The 19,958-nt window shown below is 58.6% G+C and carries 24 protein-coding genes; 11 read left to right on the forward strand and 13 right to left on the reverse strand.

What is annotated here, in order from left to right; genetic code table 11:
• Window positions 1-4: 4 nt before the first annotated feature.
• The 3 genes from FE782_RS05160 to FE782_RS05170 are packed head-to-tail and all read right to left on the reverse strand — an operon-like array spanning window position 5 to window position 1,017.
• Window positions 5-355 carry a DUF1048 domain-containing protein gene (locus FE782_RS05160; protein ID WP_138192981.1) on the reverse strand — a complete coding sequence of 117 codons (351 nt, stop codon included), beginning with the start codon at window positions 353-355 and terminating at the stop codon, window positions 5-7.
• Window positions 356-364: 9 nt separating this feature from the next.
• Window positions 365-712 carry a DUF1048 domain-containing protein gene (locus FE782_RS05165; RefSeq protein ID WP_138192982.1) on the reverse strand — a complete coding sequence of 116 codons (348 nt, stop codon included), beginning with the start codon at window positions 710-712 and terminating at the stop codon, window positions 365-367.
• On the reverse strand, window positions 709-1,017 hold the full coding sequence (locus tag FE782_RS05170; RefSeq protein ID WP_274388705.1) for a PadR family transcriptional regulator: 309 nt from the start codon (window positions 1,015-1,017) through the stop codon (window positions 709-711). The genes FE782_RS05165 and FE782_RS05170 overlap by 4 nt, the downstream gene beginning before the upstream one ends.
• Window positions 1,018-1,313: 296 nt before the next feature.
• Here FE782_RS05170 and sigK point away from each other — a divergent pair, with 296 nt between their 5' ends.
• A complete protein-coding gene (gene sigK, locus FE782_RS05175; RefSeq protein WP_138192983.1) occupies window positions 1,314-2,012 on the forward strand; it encodes an RNA polymerase sporulation sigma factor SigK in 699 nt (232 codons plus the stop codon).
• 91 nt (window positions 2,013-2,103) lie between these two features.
• On the opposite strand, the gene FE782_RS05180 is transcribed toward sigK, so the two are convergent.
• From FE782_RS05180 to FE782_RS05190, 3 genes are all read right to left on the reverse strand, one after another.
• Entirely contained in the window at window positions 2,104-2,571 is a 468-nt protein-coding gene (locus FE782_RS05180) for a hypothetical protein (protein WP_238392348.1), read from the reverse strand.
• A gap of 16 nt (window positions 2,572-2,587) precedes the next feature.
• Window positions 2,588-3,592 (reverse strand): DUF3231 family protein, encoded by a 1,005-nt coding sequence (locus FE782_RS05185; protein ID WP_138192985.1) that lies wholly within the window; start codon window positions 3,590-3,592, stop codon window positions 2,588-2,590.
• A 76-nt stretch (window positions 3,593-3,668) separates the two neighbouring features.
• Entirely contained in the window at window positions 3,669-4,607 is a 939-nt protein-coding gene (locus FE782_RS05190) for an AraC family transcriptional regulator (RefSeq protein ID WP_238392349.1), read from the reverse strand.
• 103 nt (window positions 4,608-4,710) lie between these two features.
• Between FE782_RS05190 and FE782_RS05195 the strand changes: the two genes are divergently transcribed.
• Both FE782_RS05195 and FE782_RS05200 read left to right on the forward strand, forming a co-directional pair.
• On the forward strand, window positions 4,711-5,682 hold the full coding sequence (locus FE782_RS05195) for an aldo/keto reductase (RefSeq protein WP_138192986.1): 972 nt from the start codon (window positions 4,711-4,713) through the stop codon (window positions 5,680-5,682).
• Window positions 5,679-6,698: a zinc-binding alcohol dehydrogenase family protein gene (locus FE782_RS05200; protein WP_138192987.1), complete on the forward strand. Its 1,020-nt coding sequence runs from the start codon at window positions 5,679-5,681 to the stop codon at window positions 6,696-6,698. Before FE782_RS05195 ends, FE782_RS05200 begins: the two co-directional genes overlap by 4 nt.
• A gap of 397 nt (window positions 6,699-7,095) precedes the next feature.
• Here the strand turns inward: FE782_RS05200 and FE782_RS05205 are convergent, their stop codons facing one another.
• Together FE782_RS05205 and FE782_RS05210 are read right to left on the reverse strand one after the other, a co-directional pair.
• A complete protein-coding gene (locus FE782_RS05205) occupies window positions 7,096-7,878 on the reverse strand; it encodes a response regulator transcription factor (RefSeq protein WP_138192988.1) in 783 nt (260 codons plus the stop codon).
• Window positions 7,879-7,907: 29 nt separating this feature from the next.
• Window positions 7,908-9,758, reverse strand: a complete 1,851-nt coding sequence (locus tag FE782_RS05210; RefSeq protein WP_158299262.1) for a sensor histidine kinase — start codon at window positions 9,756-9,758, stop codon at window positions 7,908-7,910.
• Window positions 9,759-9,984: 226 nt separating this feature from the next.
• Between FE782_RS05210 and FE782_RS05215 the strand changes: the two genes are divergently transcribed.
• The 4 genes from FE782_RS05215 (at window position 9,985) to FE782_RS05230 (ending at window position 14,069) form a co-directional block, all read left to right on the forward strand.
• Window positions 9,985-11,367 (forward strand): ABC transporter substrate-binding protein, encoded by a 1,383-nt coding sequence (locus tag FE782_RS05215; RefSeq protein ID WP_158299263.1) that lies wholly within the window; start codon window positions 9,985-9,987, stop codon window positions 11,365-11,367.
• Between the two features lie 108 nt (window positions 11,368-11,475).
• On the forward strand, window positions 11,476-12,348 hold the full coding sequence (locus FE782_RS05220; RefSeq protein WP_138192991.1) for a carbohydrate ABC transporter permease: 873 nt from the start codon (window positions 11,476-11,478) through the stop codon (window positions 12,346-12,348).
• A gap of 2 nt (window positions 12,349-12,350) precedes the next feature.
• A complete protein-coding gene (locus FE782_RS05225; protein WP_138192992.1) occupies window positions 12,351-13,172 on the forward strand; it encodes a carbohydrate ABC transporter permease in 822 nt (273 codons plus the stop codon).
• Between the two features lie 30 nt (window positions 13,173-13,202).
• Window positions 13,203-14,069 (forward strand): AraC family transcriptional regulator, encoded by an 867-nt coding sequence (locus FE782_RS05230; RefSeq protein ID WP_138192993.1) that lies wholly within the window; start codon window positions 13,203-13,205, stop codon window positions 14,067-14,069.
• Window positions 14,070-14,135: 66 nt separating this feature from the next.
• On the opposite strand, the gene FE782_RS05235 is transcribed toward FE782_RS05230, so the two are convergent.
• Window positions 14,136-14,651: an SRPBCC family protein gene (locus FE782_RS05235; RefSeq protein WP_138192994.1), complete on the reverse strand. Its 516-nt coding sequence runs from the start codon at window positions 14,649-14,651 to the stop codon at window positions 14,136-14,138.
• A gap of 235 nt (window positions 14,652-14,886) precedes the next feature.
• Between FE782_RS05235 and FE782_RS05240 the strand changes: the two genes are divergently transcribed.
• A complete protein-coding gene (locus FE782_RS05240; protein ID WP_138192995.1) occupies window positions 14,887-15,297 on the forward strand; it encodes a MerR family transcriptional regulator in 411 nt (136 codons plus the stop codon).
• A complete protein-coding gene (locus FE782_RS05245) occupies window positions 15,290-15,487 on the forward strand; it encodes a hypothetical protein (RefSeq protein ID WP_138192996.1) in 198 nt (65 codons plus the stop codon). The genes FE782_RS05240 and FE782_RS05245 overlap by 8 nt, the downstream gene beginning before the upstream one ends.
• 54 nt (window positions 15,488-15,541) lie before the next feature.
• On the opposite strand, the gene FE782_RS05250 is transcribed toward FE782_RS05245, so the two are convergent.
• The 4 genes from FE782_RS05250 to FE782_RS05265 form a co-directional block, all read right to left on the reverse strand.
• On the reverse strand, window positions 15,542-15,856 hold the full coding sequence (locus tag FE782_RS05250) for a DMT family transporter (RefSeq protein ID WP_138192997.1): 315 nt from the start codon (window positions 15,854-15,856) through the stop codon (window positions 15,542-15,544).
• A complete protein-coding gene (locus FE782_RS05255; protein WP_138192998.1) occupies window positions 15,856-16,206 on the reverse strand; it encodes a DMT family transporter in 351 nt (116 codons plus the stop codon). Before FE782_RS05255 ends, FE782_RS05250 begins: the two co-directional genes overlap by 1 nt.
• 13 nt (window positions 16,207-16,219) lie before the next feature.
• On the reverse strand, window positions 16,220-16,801 hold the full coding sequence (locus FE782_RS05260; protein WP_138192999.1) for a TetR/AcrR family transcriptional regulator: 582 nt from the start codon (window positions 16,799-16,801) through the stop codon (window positions 16,220-16,222).
• A gap of 134 nt (window positions 16,802-16,935) precedes the next feature.
• The gene (locus FE782_RS05265; protein WP_158299264.1) at window positions 16,936-17,865 is read right to left on the reverse strand and encodes a phytanoyl-CoA dioxygenase family protein; all 930 of its coding nucleotides are present in this window, start codon (window positions 17,863-17,865) and stop codon (window positions 16,936-16,938) included.
• 239 nt (window positions 17,866-18,104) lie between these two features.
• Here FE782_RS05265 and FE782_RS05270 point away from each other — a divergent pair, with 239 nt between their 5' ends.
• On the forward strand, window positions 18,105-19,073 hold the full coding sequence (locus FE782_RS05270; protein ID WP_138193001.1) for an aldo/keto reductase: 969 nt from the start codon (window positions 18,105-18,107) through the stop codon (window positions 19,071-19,073).
• A 19-nt stretch (window positions 19,074-19,092) separates the two neighbouring features.
• A complete protein-coding gene (locus tag FE782_RS05275) occupies window positions 19,093-19,953 on the forward strand; it encodes a creatininase family protein (protein ID WP_138193002.1) in 861 nt (286 codons plus the stop codon).
• Window positions 19,954-19,958: the final 5 nt, after the last annotated feature.

The following is a 19,958-nucleotide window of genomic DNA, read 5'->3' on the forward strand; positions in this document are numbered from 1 at the left end:
CCTTTTACTTTGGTTTATCCGTAAACTTTTTCATGGTTTTGTTACCTTCTTGGTCTACAGATTCTTGATAGATGTCAGCGTACGTTTTTGAATCTTTGATTAGATCGTCGCAGAAAGCCGCAACGTCGCTGCCCGTCACTTCGAGCACGCCTTTCCCCAAAGCCGCGCCTTCTTCAAAAAGATCGACAATCCCCAAGAGCAAACCCGTCCCGTCGGTTAGCTCGACAGGGCCGACCTTAAACAGATATTTTTGAATCTCTTTATAAACAATCTGATAATCTTGCGGGAGCGCTTTGACGCGCGTCACGTGCGCTCGCCATTCTTTTTTGCCTTCGATGATATCTCGTATTCTCATGTTATCCTCCTATTTGCCTAATTTTTTAGCGATATTATTGTTGAGTTGCTCGCGCCACTTGTCGCGAAAAGACTTTGCCCCTTCTGCGCCGGCCAGCGCTGAACAGAAACCATTGATGTCGTCGCCCAATACCTCTTGGACGCTCTGACCGTCCGCCGCCGTTTCTTCGAGCAGGCCAAGCACGCCGTCAAGAATCGGCATGAGGTTGCGACCGGTGAAATCCGAGTGCGCCCAAAGATTGGCATTGATTTTTTTCCATGCAGCTTGATAATCGGCGGGCAGCTTTTCGGCTCGCGATTCGAATTTTTTCATTTCTTTAGTCATGTCGCTGCCGGTGATTTTTTCCCAAAAGTTCATAATTCTTTCTCCTTTAACTCGTTCATTTTTGACGATACGAACTCCCATTTGTCCCAGAACTTACGCAGTTCCTCGCGCCCCGCGTCGTTGATCGCGAAAAACTTTCGCGGCGGTCCCATGTCGGAGGGCTTCTTGGTGATCTCCACTAACTTGTTTTTTTCAAGCCGGATCAGGATGGTGTACACCGTTCCCTCCACAACATCTGTGAAGCCAAGGGCGTTCAGCCGTCGCGTGATTTCGTAGCCGTAGGTTTCATTGCGGCTAATAATTTCAAGGACACAGCCCTCGAGCACCCCTTTGAGCATTTCCGTTAGGTTTTCCAGCACAATCACCCTTTGCTATTCTGTATCACATGTATGCAGTATTACTTACTACTGCTATAAAGTAACACGTAGTAGGTGGTATGTCAAGGGCGTTCGCTCCGACTCGGATTTTAACAAACGACATTGTACAATTGTCGAATACTTTTCATGCCGGCGAACGGGGGCGCCTCGAGCGTGTACATGCACGAATAGGCGAACGCCCACATACAATGTAGGGATGCGACGTCCCTGTTTTTTCCGGAGGACGGGGCGTGCAAAACTTCAGGGGGTGTTCGAACGTGCCTGGTTTATTTGCAATGATTGCGATTTTCATTAAACAGTTAATGCTCTTGGTGTCTTATGTCAAAAACAACGCGTTCCCGCAGCCGCTGTCCGAGGCCGAAGAGGCAAAGCACCTTAAGCTTATGGCGGAGGGACATCAGGACTCCAGGAATATGTTGATCGAACATAACCTGCGCTTGGTCGCCCATGTGGTGAAGAAGTTCGACAACGCCGGCGATCCCGAGGATCTCATCTCGATCGGGACGATCGGATTGATCAAGGCGGTGGAAAGCTATTCCGCCGGGAAGGGGACGAAGCTGGCGACGTACGCCGCTCGTTGCATAGAGAACGAGATTCTCATGCATATGCGCTCCATGAAAAAGCAAAAGAAGGACGTGTCGCTCCACGACCCGATCGGAACGGATAAAGAGGGCAACGAGATTTCGTTGATCGACATTTTGGGGACGGATCCGGATACGGTCGGCGAACAGGTAGAGCTGGAGATCGAGAAGCGGAAAATTTATAAGCATCTCGACGTATTGGACGAACGGGAGCAGGAAGTCATCAAGGCGCGATTCGGCCTCGAGACCGGCGGGGACGAGCGGACGCAGCGGGAAATCGCCAAGGAGCTCGGCATCAGCCGTTCCTACGTATCGCGAATCGAGAAGCGGGCGCTCATGAAGCTGTATCATGAGTTCTATAAAGTGAAGAAGTAACGACTATCGAACAGTATCCGGAACAAGGCTGCCGAGAAATGATCGGCGGCCTTGTTCCGCGATACGGGCACCGCGCAACGCCCTGGGATCCTCAGCTCAATAATCCTTTAAGCAACCATCCCAGACCAAAACCAATGATACAAAATAAAATCGGCAGCCAAACAGGACCCCATAAGCTCCCGAACAGAATTACATTCGAGGAGTAGATGAGCCCGACGGTCGTAAAAAAGGCGGACAACACAAAAGGGAGAAAAGCATAGGGAGCACCTCCGCCGCCTGCATCCCTGTAAGCATCCCACAAGGAAAACAGATAGAGGCAGGGGTAAAACATTAGCCATTGATAATCGGTTTGGCTGATAGCCTTATCGATTTGCCCCCTAAAACTCAACTGAATCGCGGCGTTAAAATTAGACTGCAGGTTAACGAGAAACTCCAATCCAAGGAACAAAACGGCTTTTACATATTTGCGGTTTAATAGTTGACCGAAGCCCGGCAATGCGATACACCATAACAGAACCTCGACGCGTTTACTCGTCGTTGGTGCCTCTGTTTTTTGCAAGGGAAGTTCTCTTTCCTCACTTTCCATTCGCAATCAGGTTTCGATTGGGTGCAAGCGGCGGCTGCTCTAACCATTGATGCTTTGTCATAAGATCAAACCATTCTTTCGTGACCATGAGGTTTCTTAGAATGATTTTCTCGTACTGGGCTGCAAGGTCTATTCGCATCGCGGATGCCAGGCCTGTGCCATGATAGGCTTGCGACGCTTGCATTAAAAATCCGATGTGGAACAGCATTAATTTGTCCGAGAAAGGGGACACGGTCGAAGTTGTTATCTCGGTTTCCCACGACGTAGGAACGGGCAAATGGTCGCCGCGCAAAATGTCGCTAAGCGTTTGAATTTGAGCATTGGAAACTTCCTGCGTCGACATAAAAAACTTCCTCACGTCTTCTTGTTGCGTGACTTGGCTAAATGCAATGGAGAGCGTCTTCTCCAGTATTTTCTTTTTCAAATTAAAGGAGAGGGCGATCATTTCAGTTGCGGCTAAAGGGCGTTTGTCGCCAAAGAAGCCATGTAAAAACGTTTGACCCTGCACGTATTCGGGGGTTTCCCCGGGATAGAAGTAAGGATCTCTTTGGAACAGTCCCTTTTCCAACAGCAACTCTATGGTTTTGTGGTACATGTTCTTCCCGTCGTTGTCGCACCCGTCATAAAATTCCCGCAGATCCTTCCGTACCGAAGCGGAAAGCGACGTGATATGTCCCAACAACCCATGAAGCGTGATGATGTGCAGGTACTGCAAACAGAAGGCGTCCGAAAACAGTCTTTGAGCCCTTGGATTCAGGTCGGATTCGTTAAATCCGATGGGGATCGGAAACCCTTCTTTCTCCAGAAACGCTGCGATTTGCTGTTTTTGTTTCCCATATGTCGTTACCGCTTCGTCAAACAGCGTTTTTATGTTTTCATCTTCTACAATACGTAACATGTATCGATTTACAGCATCAACGGCCGTTCCGTTAATATATTCGCCCCACAGTGTCCCGATTTCAGCGGAGGTGAGTTTGAAATCCCCTTTGTCCATAAAGATCCCCCAAAACATTTGTTTGAAATCATTATTTGGTAAACCCAGTTGTATTATCCATAGCTATGTTTTTATTTCAATCGGCCAGTCCGGAATGCTCCTTGCGATACGCGCCGGGCGTCAGGCCGGTCAACGATTTGAACACGCGGTGAAAATGGGGCATGCTGTCGAAGCCGCAGCCCTCGGCGATCTCGCCGATTTGCTCGCTCGAATCCCGCAGCAGCTCCTTGGCCCGAACGATTCGCTTCGCGTTCAAGTAGTCGGTCACGTTCATGCCGGTCAGCCGCTTGAACACGCGGGAGAAGTGGGCCGGGGAGACGTTCGCCCGGCGGGACAGCTCGGACAAGCCGGACGCGGAGCCCGGCCGCAGGTCCAGCTCCCGCAGGACGGCATCCATCCACGGCGGAGCGATGCGGAGGTCCGGCCCGCCGTCGCTTCGGCCTTCGGCCGGCGCCAAGCGGTTCAGCCGGAGCAGCAGCTCGCGCAGCAGCAAGCGGACGGCCTCGCGGTAGCCGAGCCGCCGACCTTCCAGCTCCTCGTGGATCCGCCCGAGCATTCGCTCCGCGTCGTCTCTTGCGTCGGCTGCGAGCTCGAGCTTGTATCGCTTCCGCTTCCGGGCCGACTCGAAGCACCGCAGCGGACGGTATCCGTCCTCTTCCGACGGTGCCTCGGCGGCGAGAGCCGGCGCGAAGAACAGGGCGGTGGAGACGATCGGGTCCGCCTCGTCCGGGAACGACCGGTGAATCGTGTTCCCGGGGATGACGAACAAGTCGCCGGCGGTCTTCTCATAGAACGTCTCGTCGATAAAGAACGTGCCTCGTCCCTGATGAACGTAGACAAGCTCGTAGCGGTCGTGCAGATGGTCCGGAAGCTCGTTCTCCGGTTTCTTAAGGCCTTGGAACACGATGTCGACGGGGAAGAGCGGGTCGCCGAAGAACGGCTTACGGTACGGCTTCAGGTTCGCTCGGCTCCTTTCGGGGGAATGGGATGTGCTACTTTGAGATGAAGATATCAAAATAAGGTACATTTTCGCAATATGCCATTATTCCCTTGCCGATTTTGAGCGGATACAATGGGGAGTAGACTTGAGTATTTCATCCGAACGGAGGGATGTTGTCATGCAATACCGCCGATTGGGCCGCACCGGCCTCGACGTATCGGTCCTGAGCTTCGGCGCCTCGTCGCTCGGGTCGGTGTTCCGCGAGACGGACGACCGCGACGGCATTCGCGCCGTCCATGCCGCCGTCGACGCGGGCATCAACTATATCGACGTATCGCCTTATTACGGACTGACGAAGGCGGAGACGGTGTTGGGCCGGGCGATCCGGGAGCTGCCGCGGGATAAGTTCTATTTGTCGACGAAGGCGGGACGCTACGGGGTGGACGACTTCGACTTCAGCGCAGGCCGCATCGTAAGCAGCCTTGAGGAGAGCCTTGCGCGATTGCATACGGACTACGTTGATATATTATTTTTGCACGACATCGAATTCGTGCCGGCCGACATCATTTTGGAAGAGGCGATCCCGACGCTGCGCCGGCTCAAGGAGCAGGGGAAGATTCGTTTCGGCGGCATCTGCGGACTGCCGCTCGAGCTGTTCGAGAAGCTGCTGCCGCGCGCGGACGTCGACGTCGACGCGATCATCTCGTATTGCCATTACTCGCTGAACGATGCTTCGCTGCTCGAGCTGCTGCCGTTGATCGCCTCGAAGGACGCGGGTCTCGTCAACGCGTCGCCTCTGTCCATGGGGCTGCTCGGCACGCGGGGGACGCCGGCGTGGCATCCCGCCAGCCCGGAGCTGAAGGCGGCCTGCAAACGGGCGGCGGAGTTTTGCGCCGCGCAGGGAGCGGACATCGCGAAGCTGGCGGTGCAGTTTTCCACCGCGAACCCTGCGATTCCGACGACGCTCGTCAGCACGGCGAATCCGGACAATATCGTCAAGAACGCGGCGTGGACGGACGAGCCGATCGACGAAGCGCTGCTCGCGCAGGTCTTGGACTTGCTCGAGCCGGTCCGCGGGGAATCGTGGGTCAGCGGACGTCCGGAATATAACGAACGGATTCATCGGAAGGAAGGGGCGGGGAACGAATGAAAGGCATCGTATGCGATCAAGTAGGCCGGCTTGTCTTCCGGGACGACTTGCCGGAGCCCGAACGACGGGCGGGCGAGGCGGTCGTCCGGATCCGGCGCGTCGGCATTTGCGGAACGGACTATCATGCGTTCCGCGGCCGTCAGCCGTTCTTCTCGTATCCGCGCATTCTCGGCCACGAGCTGGCGGGCGTCGTCGAATCGATCGACGACGGCGGCGCGAGCGGATTGACGCCGGGGGACCAGGTCGGGGTAATCCCCTACCTGCATTGCGGCGAATGCATCGCCTGCCGGAGAGGCAAGACGAACTGCTGTACGTCGATGCGGGTGCTCGGCGTCCACGTCGACGGCGGGATGCGCGAGCGGATCGCGGTCCCCGCGTCGCATCTGATTCGGACGAACGGGCTGTCGTTCGATGCGGCGGCCATGATCGAGCCGCTCGCGATCGGGGCGCATGCCGTGCGCCGCTCCGGACTGAGCCGCGGGGAGACGGCGCTCGTCATCGGCGGCGGGCCGATCGGGCTAGGCGTCATGGCGTTCGCGAAATACGCCGGCGCGACGGTGATCGCGATGGACGTCAACGAGGAGCGTCTGGCGTTCGGCCGCGATTGGGCGAAGGCGGACGCGACGTTGACCGCGGGGGACGGGGCGGCGGAGCGGCTGCTCGCGCTCACCGGCGGCGACGGACCGACGGTCGTTCTCGACGCGACGGGCAACGCGGCGTCGATGGAGAGCGCGTTCGGGTACGTCGCGCACGGCGGAACGCTCGTGTTCGTCGGGCTCGTCAAGGACGATCTCGCGTTCAGCGATCCCGAATTCCATAAGCGCGAGCTGACGCTCCTTGCGAGCCGGAACGCGACGCGGGACGACTTCGCCCGGGTCGTCGAAGCCGTCGAAGCGGGGGATGTCGACATCGAGCGGTTCATTACGCATCGCGCCGCGTTCGGCGAGACGATCGAACGGTTCGACGAGTGGCTGCGGCCGGAGTCGAAGGTCGTGAAGGCGGTCTTGGAGCTATAGCCGGGCAGAGATCGGCTGGGGGAACTACCCGCATGAATGCAGGCGAGCGCAACAGGGCGGCACGGGTACGCACGAAGGGGCCGTCCCATAAGTGGGTAAAATCCACTAACGGGCAGCCATCCCCCTATGAAAAACTTGAAAACGGTCGGTCAGGATTGGTCTATTCCTGACCGACCGTTTTTACTTTTTGGCTTATTGCTGTTCGCTTAAGGAGGTTATGGGCGAGTGAAAGCCGCCCGACCTCTTTGCTGTTCCAATTGGGTGTAATGACGACAGGCGGCTCATTCGGTTATACAGAAGCGCGAGCCGGAACCCGTACCCCCTCCCGCTAAGAGCATGATTGTAAAAAGAAGGAGCCGCCCCTTAGTCATTTTACGACTTTTGGGACAGCCCCCGTTTACTCTTGCGCGCGCGAGCTTTGGAACTCCTTCGGGGTCATGCCCGCCGCCTGCTTGAAGACGCGGCTGAAGTAAAATTGATCGGGATACCCGACGCGCTCCCCGACTTCCTTGACGCTGAGCGACCGATGCTGCGAGAGCAAATATTTCGCTTCGTTGATCCGCAGCGACATGAGGTACCGGGAAGGCGGCTCGCCGGTATGCTTGACGAAGATTTTGCTTAAATACGACGCGTTGAAATTGAAATGCCGGGCGATCTGCTCGAGGCTAAGCTCCTTGTTGAAGTGTTCGCGCATGTAGTCGCACACCGCCCGCACGATGTCGTCCGGACCGTCGCCCGCGGCGCGCGGCAGCGCGCGAAGCGAACCGCCCTCCGCCTCGCGCTGCCCTTCGATCGCCGTCTTCAGCCGGAGCAGCACGGCGGACAAGTCTTTCGCGGACGTAGGCTTCAGCAAGTATTCGCTGACGTTGTAACGCAACGCCTCCCGGGCGTACTCGAAGTCCGCATAACCGGTCGCGATGACCTTCCGGACCCGCGGATGATACAGATGCAGCGACTTGATCAGCTCGATCCCGTCCATGATCGGCATGCGAATGTCGGTGACGACGAGGTCCGGCTGCCAACGCTCGACGGCCTCCAACGCTTCTTTCCCGTCCTGCGCGGCGGCGACGACGCCGATGGACGCGTCGACGCCCTCGATCTTCCGGACGAGGCTGCCGCGGATCAGCTCTTCGTCCTCCGCGACCACGACCGTAACGGCATATCTGCGTTCCGTGCTCATGCCAACGCACCTCCTTCCGCTCGCTTCGTTCAAGTCAAGTTCCGGAAGCTGCCGCCGAGCGCGACGACGGCGCCGCCGTCCGGCGCGTTCCGAACGTCGAATACCATATCCTTCCCGTAGGTCAGCTTCAGGCGGATGTAGATGTTCAAGAGCCCCATCCCGCCGAGCTTAAGCGCGGGAATGACGCCCGTCTCGTCGACCTCCCGGATGCGCTCCCGCAAGGCGGCGAGACTGTCCGCCGCGAAGCCGGGACCGTTGTCGGACACTTCGAGGCGCCAACGGTTCCCGTCCGCGATACCCGTCACGACGATGCGCCACGGCGGTTCGCCGCGGGTCGCGAATTTGAGCGCGTTTTCCACGAGGGGCTGGACGATCAGCTTCGGAATTTCGAGCGGCAGCAGCCGCGCGTCGACATCGAACCGGAAATCCAACTTGCTGCCGTGTCGAATCCGATTGATCTCGAGATATTTCTCCGTATGCACGATCTCTTCCTCCAACGATACGGCGGAGGCGTCGGAAGAGAAATATCGAAGGAACTTGGACATGTTTTCCGTCATGTCCATAATCTGCTCGGACATGCCTTCCTCCGCCATCGCGTGAATCGTGGCAAGCGTGTTGTACAGAAAATGCGGGTTCATCTGCGATTGCAGCGCGACGAGCTTCGCCTGCAGCTCCTGCGATTGAGAAAGCAGCAGTTCGTCCATCGAATGCTTCAACCGATCGTTCATCTGAACGAACGCTTCGTGCAGCTGATCGATCTCGATGACGCCGCTTCGAAGCCGGCTAGACCCGATCCGGCCGGAGCCCAGATCCTGCAGGCTCATGTTGCGGATCGTCCGATGGATCTTCAGGATCGGGTGCGTGATCCGGTTCGCGGCCGCGTACGACAACAGGATCGCGAACAGCAGGATGCCGATGCCGACGAATACGGTGCGGGCGGCGAAGACGGAGACGGGGGCCAGCAGCTTCGACTCGGAGACGACGATCGCCGTGCTCCAGCCGGTGAAGCCCGAACGGTGCACGGAGATGAGCTCCCGATCGCCGGTGGCGGGATCGACGAACGGCCGGAAGCCTTCGCCGACCGGCGCCGCGGCCACGGCCGCGAGGTAGGCGAAGTCGGCGCTCGACGCCCGCAGCGGATACACGATGTCGCCCGCAGCATTGTAAATGACGACGCGGGCGCCGTACGGATTCGTCTCCGCGAAGTCGATGACGCTGTCGAAGATGCGGTTGAAATATTGCTTCACCTCGACGATGCCCATGGGCGTGTTGTAGCTGCCGTAGAACAAGCGGTATAACGAGACGGAATACTGCATCTCCCGCGAGGAGATGAAGCGCGACATCGGTTCGTCCAGCACGGGAAGCGAAATGTACTTGCCGCCCGTCTCGGCGAGGACCGCGTCGTACCAAGGCATCTCCTCGGGCCGGTAGCTCTGTTCGCCGTTGTCGAAGCCGTTGCCGTACACCTTCCCTTCGAAGTCGTATAGGTAGAGCTGTTCGACAGGCCGCGACGGCCCGATCGCCGCGGTCAAGATGTCCGCGAGTTCCTTCGCCGCCTTCACGGCGTTCGCGGCCGCTTGGGCGTCCGTCTCCCGCTGCTTCGCATTGCCGAGGTACTCCTGAAACCGGTTCTTCACCAGATTGGAGTACAAGACGTTCAGCGACACGTCGTTCATCTTGCCGAGCTCGGAGTCGATGCGCTCCTGCATCGACCGGCCCATGCCCTCGAGCGAGTCCTCCGCGTTGGAGCGGATGCGGTCGGACGCCCAAAGATAAAACCAAACCACCAAGATCGTAAAGACGATAACGATAATCAGCGTGTAGGTCGAGAAGAGGATCGTTTGGATATTGCCTGATGTCTTGACGATACGCTCGCGCATGCGGTCCTCCGACAAGCCGGTGTACGGTTTTTCTCCATTCTCCGCCGCCTGCGGTCGTTTGTCAAAAGATTTTTGAAAGCGCATACTGGTAAAATAAATACAAATAACGAGTCCTGTTAGTCCATGGCGAGAGGGGAAGGCGCACGATATAATGTGTTCAAATCCGACAATGAAAGCGGATTCATAAAATGCAAACTCGAATCCAAAGTCAAGGGGAGCGATGACGGTGACGAAGAGGTTGAAAAGAGGATGGACGCTGACCGCGGCGCTGCTGACGACGATGTTGGTCGTTGCGGCATGCGGCGGCGGGAGCGGCGCGACGACGGAGAATGGCGGAGCGGCGAACGAGCCTGCGGCGGCGACGCCAGCGGCGAACGAACCGGCGGCGGAGCCATCGACCGGGAAGAAAGACGTGACGCTGACTTATATCGCCAGCCAGGGCTGGATCAAGGACGCGGAGATGGAGCTGGCCAAGAAGTTCGAAGAAGAGACCGGCATCCGCATCGACTACCAGATCGTTCCGGCGGACCAATACTTCAACGTCTTGAAGACGAAGCTGAACGCGAAGGAAGGCCCCGACATCTTCGGCGGGCAGAGCGGCATCAGCGAAGTGACGCTCAACTATAACGTCGAACAGAACGCGGTCGATCTGTCGGGCGAAGAGTGGACGCAGCGAGAGGACCCGCTGTCGCTCGAGCAAGTGACCGTGAACGGCAAAATATACGCGCTTACGATTTGGGACACGGCGAACAGCTTCGTCGTGACGTACAACAAGAAAATTTTCGAAAGCCTCGGCCTCTCCGTTCCGAAGACGTACGAAGAGTTCAAGGCGCTCTCCCTGAAAATTCTCGAATCCGGCGTCACGCCGATCTACGAGCCGATCGCCGACGGCTGGCACCACGTCCTCTGGTTCGCGGAGCCGGGTCCGCGTTACGACGAAGTGACGCCGGGCTTGTACGACGATCTGAACGCGAACAAGAAGAAGTTCGCCGACGATCCGACGATGCTGAACGCGCTCGCCCAGCTGAAGGAGATGTACGATCTTGGATTTTTCGGCGACAACACGTTCTCCGACACCGGCGCCGACACGGCGACGAAGCTCGCCTCCGGGGAATTCGCGATGGCGCTCGCGAATCAGAGCATCGTCAATGACGTCGAAGCGATCGGCGGGGAGCTGAAGGCGACCGATTTCGGATACTTCGTCATTCCGATCGCCGACAACCAAATTTACTACATCCATCCGGGCGGCCCGAGCAAATTCATCTATTCGGGCTCCGAGCATATCGAAGAAGCGAAGCAGTACTTCGCTTACCTCGCGAAGCAGGAAAGTCTGCAGTACATGATCGATAACGACCCGACAATCACGAATCTGAACTTCCCGGGCCTTAAGGACAAGTACACGCCTGCGCAGAAGGAACTGTTCGAGATGTATCCGAAGAAGGGCACCGACATCCAGAACTACGTCAACTACGTCAACCCGCAGTGGATGGATATCGGCAAAGACATCGCCGCGATGTTCGGCGGGGCGGCGCAGCCGGCGGACGTCCTCTCGACGATCGACAAGCGCCGCGCAGACATGGCGCAGGTAGCCAAAGACCCGAACTGGTAACGCGCGGAACGTCCGCCGCGAGACCGCAAGCAGAATAACGGATACGGAAACGCGGGGAGCGGCCGCCGAGCCGCCCCCGTTCCGGTTCCGGCAGCGAGGAGCAAGTCGATGCGGAACAAACTTTACCCTTCCTACTTCGCGTGGGGCACGATTCTCTTGTACCTGGTATTTTTCGTCGTACCCGGCGTCATGGGCTTCTATTATTCGTTCACCGATTGGAACAGTTATTCCGACGAAATCAACTTTATCGGGTTCGACAACTTCAAGGAGATGTTTTCGCCCGACGAAAACTACGTCGATTTTATCGTCAACACGCTCAATTTCACCGTCTCGACGGTCGTGCTGAAGACGGCGCTCGGACTGGCGTTCGCGTTGGCGCTGAACGAAGGCATTCGGATGAAGGGCTTCCATCGCGTCATGATTTTCATGCCGGCGATCGTGCCGATGCTCGTCGTCGGACTCATTTTCAAATCCGTGCTCAATCCCGCCACCGGTCTGCTGAACGAGACGCTGCGGTTTCTCGGCCTCGGCTTCCTGGCGCAGAAGTGGCTCGTCGACGCCGCCTGGGCGTTCAAGTCGATCATCGCGGTCGATACGTGGAAGGGCGTCGGTTACATTATGATCATCCTGCTTGCCGGGCTGCAGTCCATCTCGAAGACGTATTACGAAGCTGCCGAGATCGACGGCGCGAGCGCCTGGGGAAGATTCATCCATATTACGATCCCGCTGCTCATGCCGGCGCTCGTCGTCACGACGGTGCTGAACCTGCTGCACGGACTGAAAGTGTTCGAGGTCGTCTACGTCCTGACGAACGGCGGCCCCGGATGGTCGACGGACGTATTGTATACGGTCATCTTCAAGGAGTTTTCGATGGGGCGTTACGGCGTCGGCACCGCGTTATCGTCGCTCTTGTTCCTCGTCATGACCGTGGCCGGATATTTCGTCATCCGATTGATGTCGAGGCAGGGGGAGGAGCATTGACTATGAAAAAGCATCTAGCGCTCCGGATCGCTCAGAACGCGCTGGCTTGGCTGCTCAGCCTGTTCTTCTTCGTGCCGCTCCTGCTCGTTCTGATCAACTCGTTCAAGGACCGGCTCGGCGCCGCCTCCATGAGCATGGCGCTGCCTACGAAGCTGGAGTGGAGCAATTACGCGGTCGTCATCGAGCAGGGGCGCCTCGTCCAATCGTTCTTCAACAGCTTGTTGTACGCGACCGCCTCGACGGCGCTCGGCATCGCGCTCGCGGCGCTCGCCGCATACGTCTTCGCCCGCAACGGCTCGAAGCTGAACCGCTTCCTATATTTCTTCGTCATCCTCGGCATCGCGATGCCGGTCAACTTCGTGACGCTGACGAAGGTGATGCAGTGGACGCAGCTCATCAACACCCAGATCGGCATCGTCGTGCTGCTGGCGGTCATGTCCATTCCGTTCAGCGTATTCCTTATGTACGGCTTCGTCGGTTCGGTGCCGCGGGAGCTCGACGAAGCGGGCGTCGTGGACGGCTGCTCGCCGATCCGGCTGTTCGTCTCCATCGTGTTTCCGCTGCTGCTCCCGGTGCTCGTGACGGTCGGCATTCTGAACTTCATGGGCGCCTGGAACGACTTCATCCTGCCGCTGTACTATTTGAACGATTCTTCGAAGTGGCCGATGACGCTCGCCGTCTACAACTTCTTCGGACAGTTCCAAGTCAACTGGAACCTCGTCTCCGCCGATATCGTCATGACGACGCTGCCGGTGATCGTCATCTACTTGCTCGGCCAACGCTACATTATCGCGGGCATGACGTCCGGATCGGTGAAGGGATAAGCGGAGGGAGTTTAGGAAGGGGGACGTTCGATGTTTTTCCATGACCTGCGATTGGAGCGGGAGCTGAAAATCGAGAAGCGGATCGACGCCGATACCGACCACGAGCTGCACATGCACGATCTGCTGGAAATCAATGTCCTATTGGAAAACGACGCCGAATTCCGCCTGCTCCACCGGTCGTTCTCCGGGCAGGCGGGCGACGTCTTCTTGTTCCGGCCGTACGAGCCGCATTACAATCTGGCGGTCCGGAGAGACAAGCCGATTCATTGGCTGATGGTGCTGTTCTCGCCGTCGATCGTGCGGATGATCCCTTACGGCTACCAGCTGCTGTACCCGTTCTACACGGCGGCGGCGACGCCGCATATTCCGGCGGCGTCTCCGTACGCGCGCGCCATCCACGCCGCGGCGGCCGCCGCGTACGAGGAGCAGGAGAAGGGGCTGCCGGGCTGGGAGTCCAAGCAGTTCATGCACTTCGTCGACATTCTCGTTTCCGCGTATCGGTACACGCTGGAGCAGGCGCGGCGCGACGGGGACGTCGAGATCGACGCGGGCATCGTGTCGGCGGTCGAGTATATATTGCGGCATATTACCGAAGATATCGACGTGCAGCACTTGATCGATCTGTACGGCCGGGGGAAGACGTATTTCTATTCGACCTTCAAGCAAGCGGTGGGCGTGACGCCGAACCGGTTCATTCATCGGCTGCGCATGCAGATCGCCATGCATCTGCTGAAGACGACGGATAAGTCGGTCACCGACATCGCCTTCGACTGCGGCTACCATTCGATCCATTACTTCAATAAACACTTCAAGGAGTACCGTCAGGTTTCGCCTCGGGAGTACCGCAACCAATCGCGGCGCGAAGGAGCGGCGAACGTCGCCGGAGGCGGAAGATAAATCGGGGATTCGCCCCGCGCGCGAACGGCCGCCGGAAGCATCGTCCGGCGGCCGTTTCCATTTTCCTTATTGGAGCTCTTTCAAGCGCTGTTCCAGACGATCCCACGTTTCCGTGATGCCTTGGAGCATGCCCATGTCCATAACGGTCTTGAGCGCCTCCGGCGATATGTATTCGCCACGATTGACCAGCTTCGTCTTGCCGTCGACGTCGATGAAATCCAGCGTAACATCGGTGGACGGCATCGTGTCGACGAAGGTCCCTTCGGCATCGGAGAAAGAGTCGGTGTATAAGATCTTCTTCGGTTCGACGATTTCCTTATATAACGCGATGCCCCACGATTCCATTCCGAAAAATTCGCCTTGATTCGGATCGACGCACTTCATGCAGTAGTGCCATACCCCGCCCGGACGGAAGTCGATCTTGCAGACCGGAAGCTCCCAACCGGCCGGCCCCCACCAAACCTTAAGATGCTCCGGCTCCTTGAACATCTTGAACACGAGCTCGCGAGGGGCGTCGAAGACGCGCTCCAAGATTAGGACCCGTTCGTCCTCTACTCTCGATACCATTGCGTTGTAAGCCATTATAAATTCCTCCTTAAAATCATCCGTGATATTTAGTAATATACACCTAAAGGAATATTCCTGTCAAGGAATACTATTAAAATATTGGGAATCGAGTCGCTTGAGTTTTGATATGATAGGGAGATACGATAAACGAGCCGTTATCCCGTAGTATTCCTTTCGAAAGAGCGACCGGGAAGGTGTTGACTCCGTACCTACCTACGGGGCGTAAGATAGATCCGAGGAGGGAACGGAGTTGACGCATCTTAAGAGCGGGGAAGCGGCGGAACGGGCCGGCGTTCACTTGGAGACGCTGCGGTATTACGAGAAGCGCGGATTGCTGCGGGAGCCGCCGCGCACAGAGGCCGGGTACCGGATGTACGACGAAACGGACGTCGAGGACATTCGTTGGATTCGGCAGGCGCAGGCGATCGGGTTTACGCTGCAGGAAATCGGCAAGCTGCAGGCGCTTCGGGCCGGAGAGGCGCTGCCGGAAGACGAGCTTCGCCGGTACGCCGAGGAGAAGATCGCCGAGATCGAAGCGAATATCGAGCGGCTTCGGCGCATGAAGGCGCTCCTGGAGAGCGCGGCGGGCCGCGCCGACGCGTCGCTTGCGTCATGTCCGGTCCTTCGAGCCGTGAACGAAGGAGGACGATCGAATGAGTAAAAAAATCGAAGTGTTTACGGATGGAAGCGCCCGCGGCGTTACGTTGGTCGAGGCCGTGAAGAGGCTCGCTTGTCCGAAATGCGAAGTCGTGGTGCATGAAGGCGCGGGAGAGGATGCGGAACATTCGGCTCTATCGGTCCGGATGGACGGGAAGCCGATCGACGTCGATAAGCTGCTCGCTCGCTCATGAACGGAACGCGAACGGCCCCTTCCTGCATTGGAAGGGGCCGTTCGCTTCATGCGGCTACGAGATGAGTTTTAACCCGACGGCCGCGAACAATACCATGCCGATGCACGCGATGCGGCGCTTATCCTTCGATTCGTTGTAAAACAACATGCCCGCCAACGCGCCGCCGGCCGTCCCGATGCCGGTCCAGATCGCGTACGACGTGCCCATGGGGAGGCTTCTCATCGCGAAGCTCAGGCACAAGAAGCTCATCGCGATGCCGATCCCGAACAGAAGGTACGCCAGTACGTTGTTATCCCGCTTGATGCGGTTCATCCCGATGACGCCGACGATCTCGAACAACCCGGCGATAAATAAAGATACCCAGGCCATTACCCCTTCGCCTCCTTCGGATGATCGGCGGGAGATTCGCCGCCGATCACTTTCAGCCCGATCACGCCCGCGAGCAGGATCGCGATCAGAACCAGCTTGAGCGGCCTCGCCGGCTCGTCGAACATGACCATCTCGACGACGACCGTCCCGACGGTTCCCAGGCCCGTGAACACGGCGTACACCGTCCCGACGGGCAGCTTCGCCGACGCCGAGATGATGAGCGCGAACGACACGATCAGCGAAACGACCGTCGCCGCCCACGTCCATACATCGGTCGCATGCTTAAAACCCGTCACCCAAATCACTTCGAACAAAACCCCGATAAATATATAAATCCAGCTGCGGTTCATCGCGATGCCTCCTCTAGTCGTTCTTAACCCCTCGCCAGAATACGAACCAAGACGCATCCAACCGCCTCATCGAGCTTTCCGAGCCGCCGTAGAGCATCTCGACGAACATGCCGTCCACGAGCGCCGCGAAGGCGGCGACCGCCCGTTCGACGGACACGTCGGGATGGAGCTGCCCGGAGGCCGCGCCCGAACCGAAGATCGGGTGGAGCAGGCTGCCGATCCGGTCCACGTACTGGTTGCCGTACTCTACGACCTCTCGGTATAGGTGCTTAGGCGGAAAGAAGGCCATCCGTAAGAAGAACTTCGTATGGTCTTCCCGTTCGTATCGTTCCTTGTAGCGGAGCAGAAATTCGTATAGCACGGTTTCCAACGCCAGCTCCTTCGCATGATCCAAATAGCGCTCGACGAAGCGAAGCTCATTCTCGGCGGCGGTACGGAAGACGGCTAAAAATAAGTCGTCTTTCCCTTGGAAATGCGCGTAGATGGATTGCTTCTTGATCCCCACCTCGCCGGAAATATCGGCGAGCGAGGCGCCTTCGTACCCGTTCTTGGCGAAGTGCCGCAGCGCGGTTTCTTTGATTTTCTCTGCTGTCATACTAACCTCCCTGACGAACGTTCGTCAGTACATTAAAGCACAAAGCAATTTCTTATGCAAGCACAAAAAAAGACCCGCCCCGAAAGGAGAACGAATCCTCCGATCGCGGGCAAGCCCCTGTTCGCGTGCCGTGCTTATATGCGTTGTACGACTTTCTTCTCCGCCCATTGCTCGGCGGTAATGTCCGACGCGAGCGTCTCCCAGTATCGCGGCGGCGTGACCGGACCTCCTCCGGCGAACGAGATGCCGTTCTCGTCGAACCGCAGCGTGCCGTCGAGCTTCGTCTCTTCGAAGCCCATCGCCTTGCGCACGTCGAGCATCTCGGCGATTTGCGCGCGTCGCTTCTCGCTCCAGCCGGGCAGCTCCTTCGCCCACGGCTCCGGCGCGTAGCTGTCCTGATACACCTCTTCATTTAAATAATGAACGTAGAAGATGCGGCGCTGGATGTCGGAGTGGTTGTACGACGACCCGTGAGGCGTCGACAAGCAGTGGAACAACACGTCGCCGGCTTCCATCTCGAGCGGCACCGCGCCGCACTTCGTGTACAAGTCTTCTTCGGATACCTTCTTCAGATCGACGTGCCCGACGAGATGGCGGCCGTGAATCGCATACACGCATCCGTTGTCCGGACCCGAGTGGTCGAGGTAGATGTCCGTCGTGAAGTTCGGAATGCCGAACGTCTTGTCGCGCGCCTTGGCTCCGTACGGCGGGTCCTGGTGCCAGTGCACCGGCGCGCCGGAATGCGGCAGCTTCACGACGAGCGAGTCGTTCCAGGGATAGAAGGAATGGCCGATGATTTGCCCGATGTTTTCCAGCAATTCCTGCTTCACCGTCGCCGCTTTGAAGATGTCCCCGCGGTTCCACATATCCTCCGAACGCCAGTACGTCTCGCTGCCGTCGCGGTTCTTGTAATATCGATGGTTCTGCCCCTGCCGCGCGACGCCCTGCGCCTGCACTTCGTCCGCCGCGCGCTGCAGCAGCTCCAGCTCTTTGCCCTTGAACAGCCCTCTCATGATCAAGTAGCCGTTCTGATGGAAGTAATCGATTTGATCTTGCGTCAGCATTCGACCCAGCTCCTTCGTTTGCGAAAATGGTGGATTCCGTTCCGTTGCGTTCATCGTAGCATAGGGCCGGGCCGGCGTTCTTACCCGCGGGCCGACGGAAAGTTGCAATTTTGTTCGCGAAGCGGGCCCGTTCGAACGCCGTGAACAAAATCGCAAATTCGAGCCGGGGGATGGGTAAGTTCGGCTGGAGCCTTTTCTATATACTCAGAGGAAACGGGACGATAAAAGGAGTTATGCACATGCATTATCGCGTATTGGGAAAATCGGGCCTTCGCATCTCGGAAGTCGGCTTCGGCGCGTGGGGAATCGGGAAGACGAGCTGGGTCGGGGCGGAGGACGACGAGTCGCTTCGCTCGCTCCATCTCGCCATCGATCTCGGCCTCAACTTCATCGACACGGCGATGGGCTACGGCAACGGACACAGCGAACGTCTCGTCGGAGAGGTCGTCAAGTCGCGCAGCGAGGAAATCTATGTCGCGACGAAGGTATCGCCGATCAACCTGAAATGGCCGGCCCCGGCCGGCACGGCCGTTCAGGACGCGTTCACGAAGGAGCACATGATCGCTTGCGCGGAGAACAGCTTGCGCAATCTCGGAACGGAGACGATCGACCTGCTGCAGACGCATGTGTGGCTTGACGATTGGACGGACCAAGGCGACTGGCTGGAGGGAGTCGAACGGCTGAAGGAGCAGGGCAAGATACGCGCGTTCGGCATCTCGATCAACGATCATGACGCGGATAACGCGCTGCAAGCGATCCGTTCGGGCGTCGTTGACGCGGTGCAGTTCATCTACAACGTGTTCGATCAAGCTCCGGAGGAAAAGCTTCTGCCGCTCTGCATGGAGATGAACGTCGGCACGATCGTGCGGGTGCCGCTCGACGAAGGCGGGCTGACGGGCCAGGTGCGGCCGGATACGACGTTCCCCGAGGGCGACTTCCGGAACGGCTACTTCCGGGACGACCGGAAGCGGGAGGTGTTCGAGCGCGTGACGGCCATCGCCGACGATCTCGGCGCGACGCTCGAGCGGACGCCGGAGATCGCCTTGCGCTTCATCCTGTCGCACCCGGGCGTCTCGACCGTCATTCCGGGCATGCTGCGCCGGCGCGAGGTCGAGATGAACTGCGCGCTGGGCGACGGCCGGGGGTTGCCGGAGGAACAGGTCCGGAAGCTGAAGAAGCACGCCTGGCCGCGTAACTTCTACAAATAAGAGGAGCTGCTAGAGGCCTATGAAAACGAAGGTGCGTTGGGCGGAGCTGCTGCCCCGAGAGTTCCGCGAACGGCTCGCGGCGCGGCCGATCGCGTATTTGCCGCTCGGCATCTGCGAGCCGCACGGGCAGATCGCCGCATACGGGCTCGATTCGATCAAGGCGGACTATTTATGCGAGGAAGCCGCGCGGCGGTACGGCGGCATCGTCGCGCCGACGCTCGGGTACCAAATTCACGAGGCGGGCTATCACGCGCCGTGGCTCGTCTCCGAGGTCGGGGAAGGGGAGGCGCCGATGACCGGCGTTCCGCCGCAAGCGCTGCTCTACTTCTTCCTGTACCAGCTTCGCGCGTTCGTCAACGCCGGGTTCCGCGGCGGCGTCGTCGTCACCGGGCACAGCGGCGGCAACCAGGCCGACCTGCGGCTCGCGGCGGACGCGTTCCGGCGGCGGGCGGAGGTGCCGATGTGGGTCGGCAGCGATCCGGAGCTGGTCGAAGGGACGTATGCCGGCGACCATGCGGGCAAATACGAAATTTCGCAGCTGATGGCGCTGCGGCCGGAGCTGGTCGACTTCTCGCTGCGCCGCCTCGAGACGGAGCCGGGCGCCGGCGGACGGCTGGCGCTCGGCGCGGACGCCGAGGAGGCGTCGGCGGAGCTCGGCGAACGTATCCTGGAGGCGTCGCTCGCGCGGCTCGGCGGCATCGTCGAGACGCTGGCGGCCGCGGCTCCTCGCTCGCCGGTCGGCCCGATCTCGTACGCGCCGGTCGAGGACGCCTGGGCCGAGACGCTCGCCGCGAAGGCGTCATGGCGCACCGCGTCGCCGTACCCGGGCCAGCGCGGCGTTCCCGAGGACTCTCGGTGGAAGCCGTATGAATATTTGTGAGGAGG

Origin of the sequence: Paenibacillus antri, from assembly GCF_005765165.1 — a bacterium.
Classification (GTDB): domain Bacteria; phylum Bacillota; class Bacilli; order Paenibacillales; family YIM-B00363; genus Paenibacillus_AE; species Paenibacillus_AE antri.